This window comes from Pseudomonas sp. Sample_9 (assembly GCF_004307535.1).
GTDB classification, from domain to species: domain Bacteria; phylum Pseudomonadota; class Gammaproteobacteria; order Pseudomonadales; family Pseudomonadaceae; genus Aquipseudomonas; species Aquipseudomonas mercuritolerans.
In genome coordinates this window covers 1-20,484 of sequence record NZ_RAZO01000394.1, presented here as the reverse complement: position 1 = coordinate 20,484, position 20,484 = coordinate 1, and the positions used below count along the sequence as shown (strand labels likewise).

The 20,484-nt window shown below is 56.7% G+C and carries 16 protein-coding genes; 5 read left to right on the top strand and 11 right to left on the bottom strand.

Annotation, left to right across the window (positions count from 1 at the left end):
* Nucleotides 1-210: 210 nt before the first annotated feature.
* From D6877_RS22855 to D6877_RS22835, 5 genes are all read right to left on the bottom strand, one after another.
* Nucleotides 211-1,188: a D-glycerate dehydrogenase gene (locus tag D6877_RS22855; RefSeq protein WP_130912215.1), complete on the bottom strand. Its 978-nt coding sequence runs from the start codon at nucleotides 1,186-1,188 to the stop codon at nucleotides 211-213.
* A gap of 13 nt (nucleotides 1,189-1,201) precedes the next feature.
* Nucleotides 1,202-2,500 carry an MFS transporter gene (locus tag D6877_RS22850; RefSeq protein WP_130912214.1) on the bottom strand — a complete coding sequence of 433 codons (1,299 nt, stop codon included), beginning with the start codon at nucleotides 2,498-2,500 and terminating at the stop codon, nucleotides 1,202-1,204.
* Nucleotides 2,501-2,557: 57 nt separating this feature from the next.
* The gene (locus D6877_RS22845; RefSeq protein WP_130912213.1) at nucleotides 2,558-3,565 is read right to left on the bottom strand and encodes a sugar kinase; all 1,008 of its coding nucleotides are present in this window, start codon (nucleotides 3,563-3,565) and stop codon (nucleotides 2,558-2,560) included.
* On the bottom strand, nucleotides 3,558-4,340 hold the full coding sequence (locus D6877_RS22840; protein ID WP_130912212.1) for a TIM barrel protein: 783 nt from the start codon (nucleotides 4,338-4,340) through the stop codon (nucleotides 3,558-3,560). Before D6877_RS22840 ends, D6877_RS22845 begins: the two co-directional genes overlap by 8 nt.
* 151 nt (nucleotides 4,341-4,491) lie before the next feature.
* Nucleotides 4,492-5,520, bottom strand: a complete 1,029-nt coding sequence (locus D6877_RS22835) for a LacI family DNA-binding transcriptional regulator (RefSeq protein ID WP_130912211.1) — start codon at nucleotides 5,518-5,520, stop codon at nucleotides 4,492-4,494.
* A gap of 223 nt (nucleotides 5,521-5,743) precedes the next feature.
* Here D6877_RS22835 and D6877_RS22830 point away from each other — a divergent pair, with 223 nt between their 5' ends.
* From D6877_RS22830 to D6877_RS22820, 3 genes are all read left to right on the top strand, one after another.
* Nucleotides 5,744-6,574, top strand: a complete 831-nt coding sequence (locus D6877_RS22830) for a hypothetical protein (RefSeq protein ID WP_130912210.1) — start codon at nucleotides 5,744-5,746, stop codon at nucleotides 6,572-6,574.
* Nucleotides 6,575-6,700: 126 nt separating this feature from the next.
* The gene (locus D6877_RS22825; protein ID WP_130912209.1) at nucleotides 6,701-8,689 is read left to right on the top strand and encodes a hypothetical protein; all 1,989 of its coding nucleotides are present in this window, start codon (nucleotides 6,701-6,703) and stop codon (nucleotides 8,687-8,689) included.
* Nucleotides 8,690-8,912: 223 nt separating this feature from the next.
* A complete protein-coding gene (locus tag D6877_RS22820; RefSeq protein WP_130912208.1) occupies nucleotides 8,913-11,267 on the top strand; it encodes an autotransporter outer membrane beta-barrel domain-containing protein in 2,355 nt (784 codons plus the stop codon).
* Between the two features lie 55 nt (nucleotides 11,268-11,322).
* On the opposite strand, the gene D6877_RS22815 is transcribed toward D6877_RS22820, so the two are convergent.
* From D6877_RS22815 to D6877_RS22800, 4 genes are all read right to left on the bottom strand, one after another.
* Nucleotides 11,323-11,796 carry a hypothetical protein gene (locus D6877_RS22815; protein ID WP_130912207.1) on the bottom strand — a complete coding sequence of 158 codons (474 nt, stop codon included), beginning with the start codon at nucleotides 11,794-11,796 and terminating at the stop codon, nucleotides 11,323-11,325.
* 313 nt (nucleotides 11,797-12,109) lie between these two features.
* Nucleotides 12,110-12,751 (bottom strand): DUF1345 domain-containing protein, encoded by a 642-nt coding sequence (locus tag D6877_RS22810; protein ID WP_130912206.1) that lies wholly within the window; start codon nucleotides 12,749-12,751, stop codon nucleotides 12,110-12,112.
* A gap of 162 nt (nucleotides 12,752-12,913) precedes the next feature.
* Nucleotides 12,914-16,012 (bottom strand): efflux RND transporter permease subunit, encoded by a 3,099-nt coding sequence (locus D6877_RS22805; protein ID WP_130912205.1) that lies wholly within the window; start codon nucleotides 16,010-16,012, stop codon nucleotides 12,914-12,916.
* Nucleotides 16,013-16,027: 15 nt separating this feature from the next.
* Nucleotides 16,028-17,185 carry an efflux RND transporter periplasmic adaptor subunit gene (locus D6877_RS22800; RefSeq protein ID WP_130912204.1) on the bottom strand — a complete coding sequence of 386 codons (1,158 nt, stop codon included), beginning with the start codon at nucleotides 17,183-17,185 and terminating at the stop codon, nucleotides 16,028-16,030.
* Nucleotides 17,186-17,438: 253 nt separating this feature from the next.
* Here D6877_RS22800 and D6877_RS22795 point away from each other — a divergent pair, with 253 nt between their 5' ends.
* Together D6877_RS22795 and D6877_RS22790 are read left to right on the top strand one after the other, a co-directional pair.
* The gene (locus D6877_RS22795) at nucleotides 17,439-18,140 is read left to right on the top strand and encodes a response regulator transcription factor (protein ID WP_016774890.1); all 702 of its coding nucleotides are present in this window, start codon (nucleotides 17,439-17,441) and stop codon (nucleotides 18,138-18,140) included.
* A gap of 4 nt (nucleotides 18,141-18,144) precedes the next feature.
* On the top strand, nucleotides 18,145-19,446 hold the full coding sequence (locus D6877_RS22790) for an ATP-binding protein (protein ID WP_130912203.1): 1,302 nt from the start codon (nucleotides 18,145-18,147) through the stop codon (nucleotides 19,444-19,446).
* Nucleotides 19,447-19,451: 5 nt separating this feature from the next.
* On the opposite strand, the gene pncA is transcribed toward D6877_RS22790, so the two are convergent.
* Both pncA and D6877_RS29450 read right to left on the bottom strand, forming a co-directional pair.
* A complete protein-coding gene (gene pncA / locus D6877_RS22785) occupies nucleotides 19,452-20,078 on the bottom strand; it encodes a bifunctional nicotinamidase/pyrazinamidase (RefSeq protein ID WP_130912202.1) in 627 nt (208 codons plus the stop codon).
* A gap of 50 nt (nucleotides 20,079-20,128) precedes the next feature.
* The gene (locus D6877_RS29450; protein ID WP_178083737.1) at nucleotides 20,129-20,296 is read right to left on the bottom strand and encodes a hypothetical protein; all 168 of its coding nucleotides are present in this window, start codon (nucleotides 20,294-20,296) and stop codon (nucleotides 20,129-20,131) included.
* Nucleotides 20,297-20,484 lie beyond the last annotated feature (188 nt).

Below are 20,484 nucleotides of genomic sequence, written 5' to 3'. Positions count from 1 at the left end.
CTGCGCGCGGATTGCCTTGTGTGCGATGCAGCTGTTGCAGGCGCGGAGTGCCTGATGGATTTGCGTAGTTTGTAAAGGCCTCTTCGCGAGCAGGCTCGCTCCCACAGTGGAATGCATTCTGCTGTGGAAGCAGGCTTGCTCCCATTTTGAAATGCATTCTCTGTGGGAGCGAGCCTGCTCGCGAAGGCGGCTTTACTGGCGCCAGAGATCTCAGCTTTGCCACGCAGAGGCATTCACCAGATTCCCCGGCCGCTGTCCATTCAGCGCCGCCAACAGATTCTCCACCGCACACCGCGCCATTGCCTCACGCGTTTCATGGGTCGCCGAGCCCATGTGCGGCGTCGCCACCACATTGCTCAACTGCAACAACGGCGAATCATGATTCAACGGCTCGCGCTCGAACACATCCAGCCCCGCCGCGCGGATACGCTTGCTGCGCAACGCCTCGATCATCGCCGCCTCATCGACCACCTTGCCGCGTGAGATATTGATGAAGATGCTCTCCGGCCGCATCAGCGCAAATTGCTCGGCGCCGATCAAGCGTTCGGTCTGCGCCGTCAGAGGCAAGGTCAGGCAAATGAAGTCGGCCTGCTGGAGCAACTCTTCGAGGCTGCGATATTGCGCAGCGAACCGCTCCTCGACCGCCGGTTTGCGCGACTGGCTGTGGTAGATCACCGGCATGCCGAAACCGAAATGCCCACGTTGGGCCAAGGCCTCGCCGATGCGGCCCATGCCGATGATGCCCAGCGTCTTGCCATGCACATCGGTGCCGAAATGCGCCGGGCCGATGTTGCGGCTCCATTGCCCGCCACGGACCATGTTCGCCAGTTCGACTACACGGCGGGCGGCGGCGAGGATCAGGGCGAAACCGGTGTCGGCGGTGGTTTCGGTGAGCACATCCGGCGTGTTGGTCAGCAGGATCTTGCGCCGGCTCAGATACTCGATGTCGTAGTTGTCGACGCCCACCGAGACGCTGGCAATCGCCTCCAGCTGCGGCGCCAGATCGAGCAGCGCGGCATCGAGTTTCAGGCTGGCACCGAGCAAACCGTGGGCGCGGGGCAGGGCATCGCGCAGCTGCATGAGGCCATCGGCGTCGAGGCTTTCGATCAGCGTTACGTCAAATTGCTCTTGCAGGCGCGCCATCAGCGCGGGCGAAAGTTTCTTGTACAGCACGACCTGTTTTTTCATGGCAAAAGTCCTTTCAGGAATGCGCCGGCACACGCGGCGTGGCGGCGGCTTTGGCGACGACGCGATCACTGGCGCCGGGCTTGAGGAAAATCGTCAGCACCACCGACAACAGCAGTGCACCGCTCATCAACAGGTAGGAGGCGCCGGGCGAACCGGTGGAGCTGTTCAGATAACCGACCAGATACGAACCGCCGAACGAGCCGAGCGCGCCCATGCTGTTGATCAGCGCCATGGCGCCACCGGCAACGTTGGCCGGCAGGATCTCGGGAACGATGGCGAAGAACGGCCCATACGGCGCGTACATGCAGGCGCCGGCAATCACCAGCAGCGTGTACGACCACCAGAAATGTTCGGCGCCCAAGGCATACGAGCCATAGAACGCAATCGAGGCGATCAGCAGTGGCGGCCAGACAAAGCGTTTGCGCTTCTGCAATTTGTCCGAGCCCCACGACACCGCGAGCATGCCCAGCACTGCCGCCAGATATGGCAGCGCCGAGAGCCAGCCAGCCTCGATCATGTCCATTTGCGCGCCTGCCTTGAGGATCGATGGCAGCCACAAAACGAAACCGTAGACGCCGATGCTCCAGCAGAAAAACTGCAGCGCCAGGATGATCACCTTCGGCGAACGGAACGCCTCGGCGTAGTTCTTCACGGCTTTGATGCCGACCTGCTCTGCGGCGAGGGCGCTTTCCAGATCCTGCTTTTCCTGGTCATTGAGCCACTTCGCCTGAGCTGGTCGATCATCAGCCAGACGCCACCAGATAAAGGCCCAAAGCACCGCCGGCAGACCTTCAATGATGAACATCCAGCGCCAGCTGAAATGCTGTACCAGATAGCCCGAAACTACCGACATCCACAGCATGGTCACCGGATTGCCGAGGATCAGAAAGGTGTTGGCCCGCGAGCGTTCGGCACGGGTGAACCAATGGCACAGATACACCAGCATGGCCGGCATCACCGCCGCTTCGACCACGCCGAGCATGAAGCGAATGACGATCAGCCAATAGGCGTTGGATACCACGCCAGTCAGCGTGGCGAGCCCGCCCCAGAGAATCAGGCTGACGAAAATCAGCTTCTTCACGCTGTGTTTTTGCGCGTAGATCGCGCCGGGTACCTGGAAGAAAAAGTACCCAAGAAAGAACAGCGCACCGAGCAGCGAGGACAGGCCCGGGGTGATCATCAGGTCTTCGGCCATGCCCGACGCGGCGGCGAAGCCGTAGTTGGCGCGATCGAGATAGGCCAGGCTGTAAGTGATGAACACGATCGGCATGATGTACCACCAGCGGCGGGTGGCGAGGGTTGCGGTTTTCATCGGTGTGACTCCTGAGCTTGTTGTTTTTGTCGCAGCAGGTTCATTGATTTGCGGTGATCAGGCGGGCCTCTTCGCGAGCAGGCTCGCTCCCACATGTGAAATGCGTTCCCCTGTGGGAGCGAGCCTGCTCGCGAATTCAGCGGTCAACTCCAAGCGGGAAGGCAACCCCTCCATATCCCCGCGACTCTGCACCGCGCGACTGCCAATCCAGTTCGCTCGCTGCACGGCCTCGGCAAAACTCTGATGCTCGAGCAGGGCGCTGATCATCCCCACCGCAAAGCCATCACCGGCGCCCACGGTATCGACCACGTTGCTTACCGGCACGCCAGCGACAAAACCCTGATCCAGCTGCGTGCGGTAATAAGCGCCTTCAGGCCCGAGCTTGATCGCCACCGCCTCGGCACCTTGATCCAGGTAAAACGCAGCGATGTCCGCCGGGTCATCGAAACCGGTGAGCAAGCGGCCCTCGCTCAACCCCGGCAGCACCCAGTGGGCGAGGGCGGCGAGGCGGTTGATCTCGCGAATCATCTCGCTTTCGCTGGCCCACAGGCTTGGGCGCAGATTCGGGTCGAACGACACGCTGCGTCCGGCGGCGCGCATGCGGGTCATCAGTTCGACGGACATTTCCCGCGCCGAGGCGGAGAGCGCCGGTGGGATACCGGTGGCGTGCAAATGGCGGGCGCTGAGCAGGTTGTCGTTGATAGAGTGCGGCGACAAATGACTGGCCGCCGAACCACGGCGGAAGTATTCGACTTGCGGGTCGCTGCCATCGTCGTTGCGCGATTTGAACTGGAAGCCGGTCGGATGGGTTTTATCGACTTCAACGTGGCTGCAATCCAGACCTTCCTTGATCAGTGTCTCGACTACAAAGCGCCCGAGTGAATCGTTACCGACCCGGCTCAACCACGCGACGTTGAAACCCAAGCGCGACAAGCCGATCGCGACGTTGCTGTCGGCCCCGGCAATACGTTTATGAAACTGCTCGACCTTGGCCAGATCACCGGTCTGCTCGGCGACCAGCATTGCCATGGTTTCACCGAAAGAAAGAATATCGATCTCAGACATGGGCTGGCTCCAGGCGCGATTGACCGAGGCGGGCGAGGGCGGCGACGTGTTCGCGGGTCAGTTGCACCAGGTCATCGCCTTGCAGCGGGTATTCGGCGGCGCGCATAACGCCTTGGTCCATGTGCCGCAGCAGTTGTTCCCACAGATGCAGATCGCTGATGGCCGGCGGTACGGCGACCAGTTTGCCGTCGGCGCGGCGCGCCACGGCTTTGCAATGCACGTAACCGACATGACGCCCAAGCGCGCGGGCGGCGCTGGCGGCAGATTGGTCCTGCCAGTGCCAGTTACCGATGTCGAAAGTCATCTTGATCGGCAGGTTGTGCTGCTCGACGGCGGCGAAGAAACGCTGGAACGGCTCGATGCGCCCGCCATGTAAGGTTTGATCGTTCTCTACCAGCAGTTGCACCGGGCTGTGTTTGAGTCGCTCGGCCAGTGCCTGCAAATCAGAGTTGTCGGTGAAATAACCGAGCGACACCTTCAACCATTTCGAACCGAATGCCTGGGCCTGTTGCAGCGCGGTAATCAATTCGGGATTCGGCTGTGCTTGCCCGGCCAGCCACAGTTCGGTGGGTGAGGAATAGATGCTTTGCAGGCCCTGCGCCTGGGTGGCGTGCGCCAGTTGCGCCGGGTCTTCGCGGGTAAGCAGTTCTTCGCGCCACTCGATGCGATTGGCGCCGGAGGCCGCGAGGATCTCGATAAAAGAATCCTGCCCACGCTGGCGCACAAGCTCGGCACCGTAGCTGGACAGACTGATGGAAACGGCTGGTTTATTCATTGTTATTGACCTCTGAAACCGGTTTCATTTTTGTTCAAAAAAATATCAAGTAGTTCTGCAGTGTTCTTCTGCAGGCCTTCGCGAGCAGGCTCGCTCCCACAATGGAATGGGATCAACCTGTGGGAGCGAGCTTGCTCGCGAAGGCGTCAGATCAGACTCCGCCAACCTCACGGGTCGACCCACGCTCAACCAGCGCCGGCGCAAAATCCAGCACCCGCGCCATCTCATCATCTCCGCGCAAGCGCTTGAGCAGACACTCAAACGCCCGCGCGCCTATCTCTTGCGTCGGCTGTGCCAGCGCGGTGATCCCGCTGCCTACCAGCGGATACCAATCCAGATCATCCAGGGCAATCAACCCGACATCCTCGAACAAGTGCACACCGAGTGCGCGTAACGCGTGAGTCGCCGCAAGCGCCGCGACACCATTGGCGCAAAACAGCGCTTTCGGGCCATCACCGGGTGTGTTTAAAAAGGTTTGAAGTCGCGCGTTCAGATCATCACCGGTTTCCAGCACCGCGCCAGTCAGAGTCGTGCGCTGAGCAATCTGCGCCTGAAAACTGCTGACCCGCTCGATCCGCGAGCTGGTGCCGTCATACGGTTCAGTCACCAGCAAAAGATCTCGATATCCGCGTTGCTCGAGATGCGCGAGCGCCATTTCCACTGCTTGCGAGTTGTGCAACCCGACCATGTCGCTGTCGAGCCCGTCGACCTTGCGATCCACCAGCACCAGCGGCATCTCGCGGCGCAACTCGTGCAACTCGTCTCGATGATGGCCCAGCGTGTTCACGATCAGCCCTTCGATGTTGTAAGAGCGCAACAGCGCCAGATGCTGGCGCTCCTGCTCGTCATCGCGGTCGGTGTTGCACACCACCAGGCTGTAGCCGTACGCCCGGCATGCGGTTTCCACCCCGTGCATCACGGCAATCGAATAGGGGTTACGGATATCGGCGACAAGCATGCCGATCAGGCGTGTGCGCCCGCGCTTCAGGCCGCGAGCCATCTGGTTGGGGCGGTAGCCGAGTTCGCTGATGGCCAACTCGATGCGCAGGGCAATGGCGTCGGAGAGCAGGGCGCGATCATCGCCGATGAAGCGCGAGACACTGGCCTTGGACACCCCAGCGCGTTCGGCGACGTCGAGCATGGTCACGCGGCTGCGCTGGGCGGCGGAGAAGTCGTTCATTGCGGACCTTTTTGTTATTGGGGTAGCGCTGAAACCGGTTTCAGTGAACGACAGTGATGTGATTTCGTCAAGCGCAGGATCAACAGCAATCCTGAGTTGACCCGACGAACGGTGCAAATACCTGTCAGATATGACAGTAGGCAAACATCGCGCGGAGCCTTCTAATCCTTACACACCGATATTCACTATTTAGAGCAATTATCTGGCTTGTAAGGACTTCGCTATGTCGATGCATCGCAAGAGTGATAACGCTGGCATATTACTGGCTGATCCTCCGACCGTAGATGGTGTCCCGGACAGTGATCCTGATGGACGGTTACCCGCAGAAGTATTGCTCAACGGTGGTGTGGCAAGAGTGCCTCGATGGCCAATCTATGCCGATGCTCCCGAAAAGACCGATTTGCTGGAAGTGTTCTGGAGGCCAGATGGTGGCGTCGCAGTCCGGATTTACCACGACCCCAAAGTAGGACCAATTACTGAAACCGAGTTTATGATCCCGCTCGATAAGGGGCTGTTTCAGAATGATGGAGTTGCCTTCCTTTATTATCGGGTGTCGCCTCAGCCATTTGGTAACCCATTAACCTCCGAAGAAAAGAGGTTAACGATTGATCACAGCGTTATTCCACTGCCGATTCTGTTGAGTCCGAGCTTTACGGGTGTGGATTTTTACGGTTATTTGAACTGCGCTACCAAAAAACCGATATGGGAAGGTGTGTATGTGAAAGTGCCTTTCCAGAACTTTAGAGAAAACGACGTTTGTGAACTTTCTTGGCGAGGTTTTTCCGAGCTTACTAATAGTGAAGAATTCTATGTAGAGGGTTCGGCGGGAGAGTTGAGTCATACTATGAGTCTTGCTGAGGCAGGAAACAGGGACGGGTTTGAATTGCCATCTATTCCGTTTTCCCCGTATTTGGAGCAGCTGATTGATAAATGCTCTATCACCGCGCGATATAGAGTCAAAAGGGATGGGCGTTATATTGGTCAATCCAGGGATGAGTTGGCAAAAATCGACCGTATAATACCGGGTGAAGATATTCCCTGTGGGCCGGTTTGAAGAAAAATATTAATTCGCTCTGAAATTGAATATTGGTTGTATCAATGTTCGTGCGAGGTTGTGGTGTTGCGTAAACGTTGAATTCTCATCTGTGAGAATTTGGGTAATGGGCGAGGAGAAAATCAGATGAATGCTAAGCAAGAGCTTTCCGAAGTTGATCGGTTGGCAGTCGAGAGCAGAATGAATGTGCCTTTGGCCGGCCCGCCGCCTGTGGTGGACGACATCATTAGCCCCGCGGACCGACGTGTATATGCAAACAAACTCTTGCCGGGTGCAAAACTCCCAGTAAAGTTGCCAAGATGGCCTATCGATATGCCTAACGACAAAGTGGTGACGCGCATTCGCCAAGCAGGCACTACGGCATGGACAATCGTTAACTCTTTCGACGCTGAAGCTGTTGATGGAAGACCTTCAGAGTATGAAATTTCCATTGACTCGGATCTGTTGTTGGAGGTCAATCCGCCCGAAACACCGACCACGTGGGAACTTCAATACCGTGTAGAACCGCAACCGGCCGGTAATCCATATTCCTCAGATATTACAACAATCATCATTGACAGGCGTGCGCCTTATCAAGCCGTGCCGGGTGGCGCGAAAGCTCGTCCGACAATTGGCAGGCTGCCTATCCTATCGCCTGGCAATCTGATCGACGAAGATTTTATCGAGCGCAACTCACCAAACGCTGTTATTAATTTTACCCATAACTATCAAAATCCTTTGCCGGGTGACATTCTGCGTTTTTGGATAAGCAGGGTCTATTCTGCAAGTAATACGGAGGAACCGATTTATGAGGGGCCTGCGGCAGCACTTATTAATGTCAGTATCAACAAGTTCAGGTTGCTTGACCCTCTGGCTGTCTATGCGTACTACACGATTACTGATGAAGTGGGGAATGTCAGTAATTTGTCGTTCGCCGCCGGAGTGAAAGTACTGTTTGCGCCACTGCCAGTGCTTGAAACGCCTATTGTTGATCTGGCGGAAACTGATAAGTTGATTGATCTTAAAGATTCAGCCAATACCACCGTAAAGTTGAGGAGAGTAGATAATATACTGGATGATGATGAAGTCAGAGTAGAGTGGGGCGGCCAAAACCTTGGCGAGTTTGCATTCGGGACTAACGACCCATTATCGGTGCCAGTGCCCTTTACTGATATTTTCACTGAGTACTACGATGGTGATGCGGATATCACGACGGACAAGCCGGTAACTATTGTTGCAACTCTCTTGCGCGGCACCGAAGTCATCAGTGATTCCGAGCTTGAAATTGGTGTAAATATCTACTATCCAGGTCCCGTCAACCCCACTGACCCTGTTCCTCCCAATGATTTATTGGAAGAGCCACACATCACGAGTACCGCAGTACCAGACATCCTGGAACCTGCGGACTATGACAAAGATCACACGGTGACTATCCAGCTCTGGACGGACGTCGACAAACCGGTGAAGACTGGACAACAAATTCACGGCGAGTATGAGGGGGTGCGTTTCGGACCTGAATTCCTGACTGATGGGGATATCAGTGTAACAATGACCCTGCCGTGGTCTGTTATTAGTGCTGGTGGACTGGGGATCAACAAGAAACTTCGATATTTCGTATCCGATATCGGTGGGGTCAATGAAAATCCGTCTCCGATTACCGATGTCACCAATAACGCGATTGTGGTTGAGCTGGATCCACCAGTCGTTGCGCGAGAGTCTGGCACGACTATTTATTGTGAGGATCTCACAGAAGCTGGTTTCGGACTGAAAGTTGGTATTCCGGGCAATGCAACTCATCTGCTGGACGGTAGAACTGTGATTCTCTACGCCCAAGGGTATCGCGATGCGGCGATGACTGAGGAGTCTCCGAATACAGCATTCGAGTCTGCGCCACACCCAATAACCGGAGGGGAAGGCGCTGCCGGATTCGATATGGCAATTACGCCATATGACCCAAACATCAGAAATATTCCGGTGCCACCTCCTGATCCGATTCCCGTTCCACCCGGCGATTACCGTGGGTATTGGAAGATCTGGTACACGGTGGAGATCAACGCGACGGAATATCCGTCGGTGGAGTTCGATAGCCCGATATACCTGGTCAATCCGAAAGGTGAGTACTGCGAGGATCAGTAAAGCGTTTTAGTTGTTTCCCGCCACGACAGCAGGTTAAACGTCGTGGCGGGAATCGTTGCGTTAAAATTTCCGACATCTCAGGAGGATAAAACCCTCACCATATCAGACTTTTCCTACATCGAATGTGCGTGTGTGACGATAATCTTGCCGCCCTTCGGTTGGGCATTCTGATAGCGAGTTGTCGAGCCGATTCTTTATATTTCGGTAAGTTCGGTGAACTCTTATGTCGACGTTTAGCAAGCATAGAATTATCAGAAAGTGGTCGCCCGGTTTGATGTTGATATTTTTCTGTTCCTCTGCCGCGCAAGCACGAGTACTCAATCCTGGTGAAAGTGAAACCCTTACGCCCGCATCCCCGATCGAGAGCTGGAGTTTCGGTACAGGTTCTACCTTGACTGTCAACGGAGCAGAGACTCACGATATTTCTACTTTCGGCGGGACGTTGAATGTCAACGCGGGCAAAACCCGAGAAATAGAGGCTACTGAGGGAACTCAAGTCAATCTGAATGGCGCGACGATATCTGGTACAAGCGGCTCCATCACGCTGTCGCTGGTTAACAGCTCAGCAAACATCGAGAGTTCCACGATATCAGGTTTGGCTATTGGTTTGCAGGCTGTCCGGGAGCAGGGCACCCAAACTGGCTCGGTTGTTCACTTGCAGGACAGCACTGTTCAGGGAGCCGCGGGCGGGGCGTTTTTGACCTCTTATAGTGTCCTTGACATGAGTAACAGCACTGTCGAGGGAACTGGTAGCGATAGCTTTGGTTTGTCACTGTCTGGTGGTTCTGCTAATTTGAGTGCCAACTCGAAGGTAATCGGTGATCTTAACGGCGTGATTTATGGGCTGGATGGTTCGGATGAACTACTCAGCCAGCTGGTATTGGACAAGTCGAGCATTGAAGGAAAAACCGGCGCGGCGATTGTCGCTGACCTGGGTCTCAATCCGTTGGGGCCGTTGGTCATACAAGTGCTGAATGGTTCTACTCTTTCAGGGGGTAACGGTTCGATTCTGGAAGTCGCGGGAGGTACGTCTGTTGATTTCAGTGTCGCGAATAGCCAGCTGAACGGCAATGTCACTGTCCAGCCAGGCAGTGCAGTGAGTGTTTCGTTGGATCAAAGTGCTTCCTTAACCGGTGATCTGTTGAATGTCTCTGCATTAAAGCTCAGCAACAACAGTGCGTTTCACGGGCTATTCAAAGGAAATGCAGTGGATGGCTCAAGCGTGAGAGTCGAAAGCGGTTCGACGTTTACCGGGAATGTCGAGAATGTAACGAGCTTTACCCTTAATGATTCTGCCTGGGTTCTGGCCGGTAACAATCAAGTCGGCAATCTGGAAATGGCAGGTGGCACGCTCGATTTCGCTCCGGGGCAGACCTTCTACAAGCTGGATGTCGAAAATTTGTCTGGCAATGGCGTAATAAAAATGGCCACGGATTTTGGCAGTCAACAGACGGATTTCCTCAATGTCACCAACCGCGCAGACGGCAACTATCAGCTGTCAGTGACAGCGACTGGCAGCAAACCCACGAGTGACGAGCCGATTCAGTTGGTCAAGGTGGCCAGTGGTGATGCGAAGTTTGCGTTGAACAACGGCTCGGTAGACGCAGGCGCTTTCATCTACAAGTTGTTCGAGGAAGGCGACGGCTGGTTTCTTCGACCTGATACGCAAATCAGCACCAGTACCCGCTCTGTATTGGCCATCGCCAATACTGCACCTACAGTGATTGATGCGGAGCGTACGCTGCTCAATACGCGAATGGGCGATCGTCGGTTGACGGGCAGGGCCGGCGGCTTCTGGATGCGCACCTATGGCAATCGTTACAGCGTGCAGAACGGATACGGTGATGGTTATAGCCAGACTCAACAGGGGCTGGTTATTGGAGCCGATACCCGTCTGGCGGAGAGCGAATGGTTAGTGGGGGCGATGGTTGGCTATGGCAAAACCGATCTCGATTTGAAACATGGTAGTACTGGCACGGTCGATAGCTATTCGGTAGGTGGCTACCTGACAAAGTTTGATGCCCAGTCCGGTTTCTACATCGATGCAATCGTGAAGATCAACAGCTTCGACAACAAGTTGAATGTCAGCATGAGCGATGGCGAACGCAGCAAAGGTGACTACAACACGTATGGTTTAAGTGGATCGCTGGAAGTGGGTAAGCAATATGATTTGACCGCTGATCTGTTTCTGGCCCCGTTTGTTCAAGTCAATGCCGCGGTGATCTCTGGTAAGCATTACTCTCTGGACAATGGGCTTGAGGTCGACAGTCAACTTACACGAACCCTTGTTACCAAGGGGGGGATGTATGTGGGTAGCCAGATCGATTTGGGCAATGGCCAGAAAATTCAGCCGAGAGTTCGTGTAGCGATGGGCCATGAGTTCATTAAGTCCAATGAGGTCAATGTCAACGAGAGCCGCTTCAATAACGACACGTCGACAACCAGTATGGAGCTCGCTGGTGGTGTCAATTGGGCTTTGCCGAACGGAGTACAGATTTTTGCCGAAGCGGGGTCGAGTCAAAGCAAGACGGTCAGTCAGGATTATAATGTGAGCGCTGGCTTCAGCATTGCGTTCTAAATGCATATCTTATAAAAAAGGAGGCGAAAGCCTCCTTCTTATTGTCTTGCAAATGTCATTTAATACGTTTTACCCAATTCTCTGCGATCAAGTTGAAAGCGATAGTTAGTTCATGAGTCTTTGGTGTTTCCAAGCCGTCACTGACAGTTGCGCTGATATTGCCACTCACTGAACCAGCCGCCGAATCAAAATCTATTGCCGTTGTCGCAGCGCTTGTAGAGTACTCAGAAGGTGGATCTTCTGCGGTATTGCTGTAGAGAATTCGCAGATTTTCATTTGCAAGGACCGGTTTGTTATTTTCCGGAGTCTTCAGAAAAATAATCCTGATGCTCTGGATCTGGTTGGTTGTCGAGTCACGATAACGTGCCTCAATCGTCCAGCGAGGAGGTTCCCCCTCCTGTGGATAGATAACCTTTTTAAACGTCGCCTGAAAATCAATAGGCTCCGATTTGTCGATAGATGCGCTGAAGCTATTATCGAGAGGGGAGTACTTCGTAATAGGTGTACGCAGTTTCCGTGCTGTACTCATGAGTTTGTCTCCATCATTGAAGTCGCAAGTGGGTCCAGCGGATCAGCATTCAAATCGAGCCACGGGAACTGCATCAGAGCGCGATTAGATGAGTCTGTAAACTGTCAGACTTCACAGTTTACAGAATGCGTTTTTTATGATTTGTCAGGAACGTTGATGGATTGCAGAATGGCGATGCATCAACGCATACACAGACATCCTTGATGTCTGTTATTTCCCTGAATATCCAATTACGCAACAGCGATAGCGAATGCCGCCTGAGTAAAGACAACCAATCGACTATATTTCTGCAGTTTCGGAGATTCGCTGAGTTTCAGCCAAACAACCCTGCCGCAATATTAATCGAAAACCCCAAAATCGCGGTGTTGAACACAAACCCGATCAACGACTGCGCCAGCACGATTTTCCGGATATCCCGAGTCGCCACGCCGACATCCGCTGTCTGTACCGCCACGCCGATGGTGAAGGAGAAGTACAGGAAGTCCCAATAGTTGGGCGTGGTCAGCCCTTCGGCAAAGCGCAACGCCGGTTCTTTGCCATCCCAGGTGTAATACAACCTCGCGTAGTGCACGCAGAAAATCACCCCGATCAGCAGCCACGAACCGATTATCGTCAGCGCGGTAAAACCGTAATGCATGAGTTTGCGCGTGGTTTCCAGATCCTTGCTGCCGGCAAGCTCGAAGGTAATGGTCGCCAGACTGGCCAGTGCGGCGATGCACACCACGAACAGTACCAACCCGGCATTTTCGTCTTCGACTTCAGCGATGCGTTTGACGTCCGGTGCCTTGGCGCGCACGGTCAGCCAGAACATCAGGATCAGGTAAGTCCAGACACCGGCGTTCCAGCCGATGAGGATTTTGCTGACGATGGAGTCGGCCGGGACCAGCAGGCCGGTGGCGAGGCCGAGCACGGCGGCAACGGAAAGGCGAGGGTGGGTGCGGGAGAGCAAGCGCATGGGGACTCACGTTGGTGAACTGTCAGCGCACCATAGCGCAGACGATCCGGCTTTTGTAATAGCTGCCGAAGGCTCGGGCCGCGATCGGACGATCTTTCGACTTTAGCTTTTCAAGATCAAAAGATCGCAGCCTCGTTGCACTCGACAGCTCCTACATTTGGATCAGTGGGGTTTGGTGAAGCGTTGTACGAGTTTGATGACGACGACGAAAAAGACTGGGACGAAGATCACCGCCAGCGTGGCAGTGATCATCCCGCCAATTACGCCGGTGCCGATCGCTTGCTGACTCGCCGAGCTTGCGCCAGTGGCAATCGCGAGCGGCACCACGCCAAGAATGAACGCCAGCGAAGTCATCACGATTGGCCGCAAGCGCAAGCGAGCAGCCTGCAACGTTGCATCGATCAGGTCGTGACCTTCGTCATACAGGCTCTTGGCAAATTCGATAATGAGGATCGCGTTCTTCGCCGACAGTCCGATGATGGTGATGAGACCAACCTTGAAGAACACGTCGTTAGGCATCCCGCGCATTGTCACCGCCAGCACCGCGCCGAGCACACCCAGCGGGACAACGAGCAGCACCGACGTCGGAATCGACCAGCTCTCATACAGCGCCGCCAGACACAGAAACACCACCAGTAGCGACAAACCGAGCAACATCGGCGCCTGATTGCCTGACAGGCGTTCCTGCAACGACAGACCGGTCCATTCCTGGCCCAGACCTTTCGGCCCCAGCGCTACCAGTCGCTCGATTTCCGCCATCGCTTCGCCGGTGCTGTGCCCCGCCGACGGTTCGCCAGAGATGGCAATCGCCGGATAGCCGTTGTAACGAGTCAACTGCGCCGGGCCTTGAATCCAGTTGGCCTGGACGAATGCGGACAGCGGCACCATGTTCCCGGTGTTGTTGCGCACGTGCATTTTCAGCAAGTCGTCCACCTGGCTGCGCTGGTCGCCTTCGGCTTGCACGACGACGCGCTGCATGCGGCCCTGATTCGGGAAATCGTTGATGTAGCTGGAACCCACCGAAGTGGACAGCACGCTGCCGATTTCGGCAAACGATACACCCAGGGCATTGGCCTTCTTGCGGTCTACAACCAGCTGCACTTGCGGCGCTTCGGCCAGAGCACTTTCGCGCACGTTCATAAGCACCGGACTTTTCTCGGCGGCGGCCAGAAGTTCGGTGCGCGCCTGCATCAGCGTCGCGTGACCGAGGCCTGCGCGATCCTGCAATCGGAACTCGAAACCGCTGGAAGTGCCGAGACCATCCACCGGCGGCGGCAGCACCGAGAACGCCATGGCGTCCTTGATCTGACTCAACGCAGCATTGGCGCGATCGGCAATCGAGCTGGCAGCATCGTCACTGCCACGTTCCGACCAATCCTTGAGCGTCGAAAACGCCAGCGCCGCATTCTGCCCGCTACCGGAGAAACTGAAACCCAGGATCACTACGCTGTCACTGATTCCCGGCTCACCGGCGTTGTGCGCTTCGAGCTGTTCGGCTACTTGTACGGTACGGTTCTTCGTTGCGCCTGGTGGCAGCTGGATATCGGTAATGGTGTAACCCTGATCTTCTGTGGGCAGAAACGAAGAGGGCAGGCGCGCAAAACAAAACCCGAGCCCAATCAGCAGCACGACGTAGATCAACAGATAACGACCAGTGCGCTTGAGCGCGTAGCCGACCCAACCCTGATAGCGGTCGGTCAGTTGTTCAAAGCGACGATTGAACCAGCCGAAAAATCCGGACTTCTCGTGATGCTCACCCTTGGCGACAGGCTTGAGCAATGTTGCGCACAACGCCGGCGTCAACGTCAGGGCGAGAAACGCCGAGAACAGAATCGAGGTGGCCATGGACAGCGAGAACTGTTGGTAGATCACGCCGACCGAGCCCTGCATGAACGCCATCGGAATAAACACCGCGACCAACACCAGCGTTATGCCGATGATCGCCCCAGTGATCTGCGTCATCGCCTTGCGCGTGGCTTCCTTGGGCGACAGGCCCTCGGTGGCCATGATCCTCTCGACGTTCTCTACCACGACGATGGCGTCATCCACCAGAATGCCGATGGCGAGCACCATGCCGAACATGGTCAGCACGTTGATCGAGAAGCCCAGCGCGAGCATGGTCGCGAACGTGCCCATCAGCGCCACTGGCACCACCAGCGTCGGGATCAGCGTGTAGCGCACGTTCTGCAGGAACAGGAACATCACCGCAAACACCAGCAGCATCGCTTCGCCAAGGGTGTAGATCACTTTGGTGATCGAGACTTTGACGAAGGGCGAAGTGTCGTAAGGAATCTTGTACTCCACGCCGGCCGGGAAGTAGCGTGCCAGTTCATCCATCTTCGCCCGCACCAGCGTCGCGGTGTTCAGCGCGTTGGCACCCGGAGAGAGCTGCACGCCGACGGCGGTGGACGGCTTGCCGTTGAGGCGCGTGCCGAATTGATATTCCTGACTGCCGATCTCCACTCGCGCTACATCACCGATGCGCACCGTGGAGCCATCGCGATTGGCCTTGAGCACGATGTCGGCGAATTCCTGCGGCGTCGACAATTGGCCCTTGACCAGAATCGTCGCAGTGATTTCCTGCGTCGAAGGCGACGGCAGATCGCCGATGCTACCGGCGGAAACCTGGGCGTTCTGCGCAACGATGGCCTCGTTGACATCGGCCGGCGTCAGGTTGAAGGCGATCAGCTTCTGCGGATCGATCCAGATGCGCATGGCCCGCTCGGCACCATACAACTGAGCCTTGCCGACACCGTCCAGGCGCTTGATCTCGTTCATCACGTTGCGCGCCAGATAATCGCTGAGCGCCACGTCATCGAGCTTGCCGTCGCTGGAGGTCAGGGTAATCAGCAAGAGGAAACCGGAAGAGACCTTTTCCACCTGCAAACCCTGCTGATTGACCGCTTGCGGCAGACGCGACTCGACCACCTTCAGGCGGTTTTGTACATCGACCTGCGCCAGCTCGGGGTTGGTGCCCGGCTGGAAAGTTGCCTTGATCGTCGCGCTGCCCAGGCTGCTCTGCGATTCGAAGTAGAGCAGGTGATCGGCGCCGTTGAGTTCCTCCTCGATCAGGCTGACCACGCTTTCATCGACGGTCTGCGCCGAGGCGCCTGGGTAGACGGCATAGATTTCGATCTGCGGCGGTGCGACGTCCGGGTACTGCGCGACCGGCAACTGCGGAATGGCCAGCGCTCCGGCCAACAGGATGAACAGGGCGACCACCCAGGCAAACACGGGGCGGTCAATAAAGAACTGCGGCATATAGAAGCGTCCTGCTTACTGACCAGCGGTCTGGGCAAGTGGAAGAGGGGTTTCGTCGATCTGTACTTTTTCCCCGGGACGGGTGTGTTGCAGGCCTTCGATGACAATGCGGTCGCCGGGCTTCAGGCCACCGGTGACGATCCACCGATTGTTCTGCACCGCACCCAGTTGCACCGGTTGCTGCGCCACGCGCATCTGCTCATCGACGGTCAGCACTTGGGCAATGCCGGCACTGTCACGCTGCACCGCGCGTTGCGGCACGGTGATACCGTTCTGGATGGTTGCCTGCTCAAGGCGTACGCGGATGAAACTGCCCGGCAGCAGGTCGAGATCCGGATTGGGGAATTCACTGCGCAGGATGATCTGGCCAGTGCCTGGATCAACGGTGATGTCGCTGAACAGCAGCTTGCCGGGAAATGGATACAGGCTGCCGTCATCCTGAATCAGCGTGGCCTTGACCTGATCCTGACCGACTTCCTGCAACTGCCCGGAGCGAAATGCGCGACGCAATTCATTGAGCTCGCGGGTCGACTGGGTCAGGTCGGCATGGATCGGGTTGACCTGCTGGATCAGTGCCAGTGGCGTGGTTTCGTTCTGTCCGACCAGCGCACCCTCGGTGACCAGCGCGCGACCGATACGCCCGGAAATCGGCGCGGTGACGGTGGCATAACCGAGGTTGAGTTTCGCTCGTTCAATTGCTGCCTTGCTGGCGGCAACATCAGCTGCCGTTTGCCGGGCGGCGGCGCGGGCGTTGTCGTAATCCTGGCCGCTGATGGCCTTGTCATCGATCAACTGCGCATAGCGTTGTTCTTGCAGTTTCGCCTGAAAGGCGTTCGCCTCGGCTTTGCGCAACGCTGCTTCGGCACTGTCCAGATCGGCCTTGAACGGCGCCGGATCGATGCGGAACAGCACATCGCCTTTTTTCACGTCGCTGCCTTCGCGATAGGTGCGCTGCAACACTACGCCGGCCACCCGTGCACGCACTTCGGCAATCCGTGGTGCGGCGATGCGGCCACTCAGTTCGCTGCTGATCGACAATGGCTGGGTTTTGATGGTCTCGATGCGTACCGTGGCCGGCGGCGCCTGCTCTTCGGCATTCGATGACGAATCACAGGCGCTCAGTGTCAGTGCCAATGCGATCAGGCCGAGCCCGGCCAGCAGTTTTCCAGACATGTACAACCCCCAATATTGAAGGCCGCATCCTACGGCCAGACGGGGAGGTTAGCGGTGAAGCTTTGTAGTTGCTGTGTGAAATTGTGTAAGGGTTTTGCTCGGTGGTGCGCGAGGGCGTATATCCTGCAAACCTTGAAATTTATTGCGACAGTTCGATCGCTTTCGCGAGCAGGCTCGCTCCCACAGGAGATCGCATTTCAATGTGCGAGCGAATGAGTCCTGACTGTCGCCCCAGCATTTTCTGGAACACCCCATGCCCAATATCCTGCTGGTCGAAGACGACACCGCCCTCGCCGAACTGATTTCCAGCTACCTGGAGCGCAACGGTTATTCCGTCAGCGTCATCGGCCGTGGCGACCATGTGCGCGAACGGGCGCGGATCAGTCCGCCGGATCTGGTGATCCTCGACCTCATGCTGCCGGGCCTCGACGGCTTGCAGGTGTGCCGCTTGCTGCGGGCCGATTCGGCGACACTGCCGATCCTCATGCTCACGGCCCGCGATGACAGTCATGATCAGGTGCTGGGCCTGGAAATGGGCGCTGACGACTACGTCACCAAACCCTGCGAGCCACGAGTGCTGCTGGCGCGGGTGCGTACCTTGTTGCGGCGCAGCAGCCTCGGCGAGCCTTTGGCGGTAAATGATCGGATCGTCATGGGCAATCTGTGCATTGACCTGTCCGAGCGCACCGTGACCTGGCGTGATCAAGCGGTTGAGCTGTCCAGCGGCGAATACAATTTGCTGGTGGTGCTGGCCCGGCACGCCGGCGAAGTGCTGAGTCGCGATCAGATCCTTCAGCGGCTGCGCGGTATTGAATTCAATGGCACCGATCGCTCGGTGGATGTGGCGATTTCCAAGTTGCGGCGCAAGTTCGATGATCACGCTGGCGAAGCACGCAAGATCAAGACCGTGTGGGGCAAGGGCTATCTGTTCAGCCGCTCCGAATGGGAATGCTGAGCTGATGTTTCGCATCCTGTTTCGCCTGTACCTGGTGACCATCGTCTCCTATAGCGCGGCGATCTATCTGGTGCCGGACCTAGTGGTCATGGCCTTCCGGGATCGCTTCGTCACCTACAACCTGGACTTTTCCCGAGGTCTGCAATCGCTGATCACCAAGCAGTTTCATGCTGCGCCGCAAGAGCAGTGGCCGGCGATTGCTGCGGCGATGGACAAGGAATTCCAGCCCCTGCACATCGTCCTGACGCCAATCGACGACCCAGTGTTCACGCCCATTGAGCAGGAGCGACTGCACCGTGGTGAGAACGTCGTACGCATCGGCGACTGGGGCTGGCGCACCTTGGCGGTCACTCCGTTGAATGCGGAAATGGCCGTGCGCATGGTCGTGCCGCCGGATCCGGTCGACGTCGATCTGTTGTACTGGAGCATCAACGTCCTGATCGGCGCCATGTTGCTCGGTTGTCTATTGCTTTGGCTGCGCCCACACTGGCGCGATCTGGAGCGTCTGAAAGGCACCGCCGAACGCTTCGGCAAAGGCCACTTGAGCGAGCGAACCAGAATCGCCCCGAGTTCGAACATCGGCAGCCTCGCCAACGTGTTCGACACCATGGCCGGCGATATCGAGAACCTGCTCAACCAGCAGCGCGACCTGCTTAACGCTGTTTCCCATGAACTGCGTACGCCGTTGACGCGTCTGGATTTCGGCCTGGCCTTGGCGTTGTCCGAAGACTTGCCAGCCGCCAGTCGCGAGCGCTTGCAGAGCCTGGTCGCGCATATTCGTGAACTGGATGAACTGGTGCTGGAGTTGCTTTCCTACAGCCGCTTGCAGAATCCCGCGCAATCGCCCGAGCGCATCGAGGTGTCGCTGGACGAGTTCATCGACAGCATTCTCGGTAGTGTCGACGAAGAACTGGAATCGCCGGAGATCGTCATTGATGTTCTGTTGCACGGTCAGCTCGAACGCTTTGCGCTGGATCCGCGTCTGACCGCCCGGGCTATCCAGAACCTGTTGCGCAATGCCATGCGCTATTGCGAAAACCGCATTCAGATTGGCGTACAAGTCATTGCCGGCGGGTGTGAGATCTGGGTCGATGATGATGGCATCGGCATTCCCGACGATGAGCGCGAGCGGGTTTTCGAACCGTTCTACCGGCTCGACCGCAGCCGTGATCGCGCGACGGGTGGGTTCGGCCTCGGTCTGGCGATCAGCCGCCGCGCACTGGAAGCGCAGGGCGGCACTTTGACAGTTGAGGATTCGCCATTGGGTGGTGCGCGGTTCAGATTATGGCTGCCTGCGACCGCCTGACACGTCTAACGGATATCGGATGACTGAATCAGGCCGACGCCGGCCTCTTGCATCCGGGCAGTCGCGGCTGCCAGCGAACCGTCCAGATCAATCGCCCGGCAAGCATCCATCACTACGAAGGCATTGAAGCCTGCCGCGCGCGCATCCAGCGCCGAAAACATCACACAAAAATCCAAGGCCAGGCCGACCATGTACACGGTGTCGATGCCGCGTTCTTTCAGATAACCTGCAAGACCCGTAGTGGTGCGTCGGTCCGCTTCGAGAAAGGCCGAGTAGCTGTCGATGTCGGGATTGCAGCCTTTGCGGATGACCAATTGCGCGTGTGGCAAATCCAGTTCCGGGTGGAATGCGGCGCCGGCACTGGCTTGCACACAATGATCCGGCCACAACGTTTGTGCGCCGTACGGTAACTCGATGACGTCGTGGGGCTGCCGGCCCGGATGGCTGGATGCGAACGAAACATGCCCGCTGGGATGCCAGTCCTGAGCAATAACGACTTGCCTGAACTGACGCGCGAGCCGGTTGATCAGCGGCACAATCCGGTCACCTTCAGGCACCGGTAACTGGCCGCCGGGAATGAAGTCGTTCTGAACATCGATGACCAGCAAGGCAGTGCGAGATGAAATTGGCAAAGGGCGATCCTCCTTGGAATAAAACCTCTGCCAGTTTAGCAGGGCTGTGTTCAGCCGCTGGTCTGCAACACGCATTGCTGGGTTTTACTGTCCCAGACCTGGCCTTTCGGGCATTCGGGTTTCTTGACGGCGTCGCTTTCATCGACGGCGAAAACAGCAGGGCTGGACAGGACGGCGGCCAGCAGCGGTACAGCGAACAGCGCTTGGCGAATGTTCATGGTTGATCTCCACTTTCATCGGCTTGGAGCGAAAGTTGTTGTTCTCCTTTGCAGTGACTGTTCCGTTCTGTGCAAGATTCAAAGTTCTGCAGCGGCCATTGACTTGTCATCTGTCGGCAGGCTAATTTCCAGCCCATGACTTTCACCGTATCGCGCTGCCAGCCAAGCATTATTACCGCCATTCCTCA

Bases quoted from the DNA above. Each gene is read 5' to 3' on its own strand.
- D6877_RS22855 (WP_130912215.1), bottom strand. From the start codon at position 1,188: ATGAAAAAACAGGTCGTGCTGTACAAGAAACTTTCGCCCGCGCTGATG.
- D6877_RS22850 (WP_130912214.1), bottom strand. From the start codon at position 2,500: ATGAAAACCGCAACCCTCGCCACCCGCCGCTGGTGGTACATCATGCCG.
- D6877_RS22845 (WP_130912213.1), bottom strand. From the start codon at position 3,565: ATGTCTGAGATCGATATTCTTTCTTTCGGTGAAACCATGGCAATGCTG.
- D6877_RS22840 (WP_130912212.1), bottom strand. From the start codon at position 4,340: ATGAATAAACCAGCCGTTTCCATCAGTCTGTCCAGCTACGGTGCCGAG.
- D6877_RS22835 (WP_130912211.1), bottom strand. From the start codon at position 5,520: ATGAACGACTTCTCCGCCGCCCAGCGCAGCCGCGTGACCATGCTCGAC.
- D6877_RS22830 (WP_130912210.1), top strand. From the start codon at position 5,744: ATGTCGATGCATCGCAAGAGTGATAACGCTGGCATATTACTGGCTGAT.
- D6877_RS22825 (WP_130912209.1), top strand. From the start codon at position 6,701: ATGAATGCTAAGCAAGAGCTTTCCGAAGTTGATCGGTTGGCAGTCGAG.
- D6877_RS22820 (WP_130912208.1), top strand. From the start codon at position 8,913: ATGTCGACGTTTAGCAAGCATAGAATTATCAGAAAGTGGTCGCCCGGT.
- D6877_RS22815 (WP_130912207.1), bottom strand. From the start codon at position 11,796: ATGAGTACAGCACGGAAACTGCGTACACCTATTACGAAGTACTCCCCT.
- D6877_RS22810 (WP_130912206.1), bottom strand. From the start codon at position 12,751: ATGCGCTTGCTCTCCCGCACCCACCCTCGCCTTTCCGTTGCCGCCGTG.
- D6877_RS22805 (WP_130912205.1), bottom strand. From the start codon at position 16,012: ATGCCGCAGTTCTTTATTGACCGCCCCGTGTTTGCCTGGGTGGTCGCC.
- D6877_RS22800 (WP_130912204.1), bottom strand. From the start codon at position 17,185: ATGTCTGGAAAACTGCTGGCCGGGCTCGGCCTGATCGCATTGGCACTG.
- D6877_RS22795 (WP_016774890.1), top strand. From the start codon at position 17,439: ATGCCCAATATCCTGCTGGTCGAAGACGACACCGCCCTCGCCGAACTG.
- D6877_RS22790 (WP_130912203.1), top strand. From the start codon at position 18,145: ATGTTTCGCATCCTGTTTCGCCTGTACCTGGTGACCATCGTCTCCTAT.
- D6877_RS29450 (WP_178083737.1), bottom strand. From the start codon at position 20,296: ATGAACATTCGCCAAGCGCTGTTCGCTGTACCGCTGCTGGCCGCCGTC.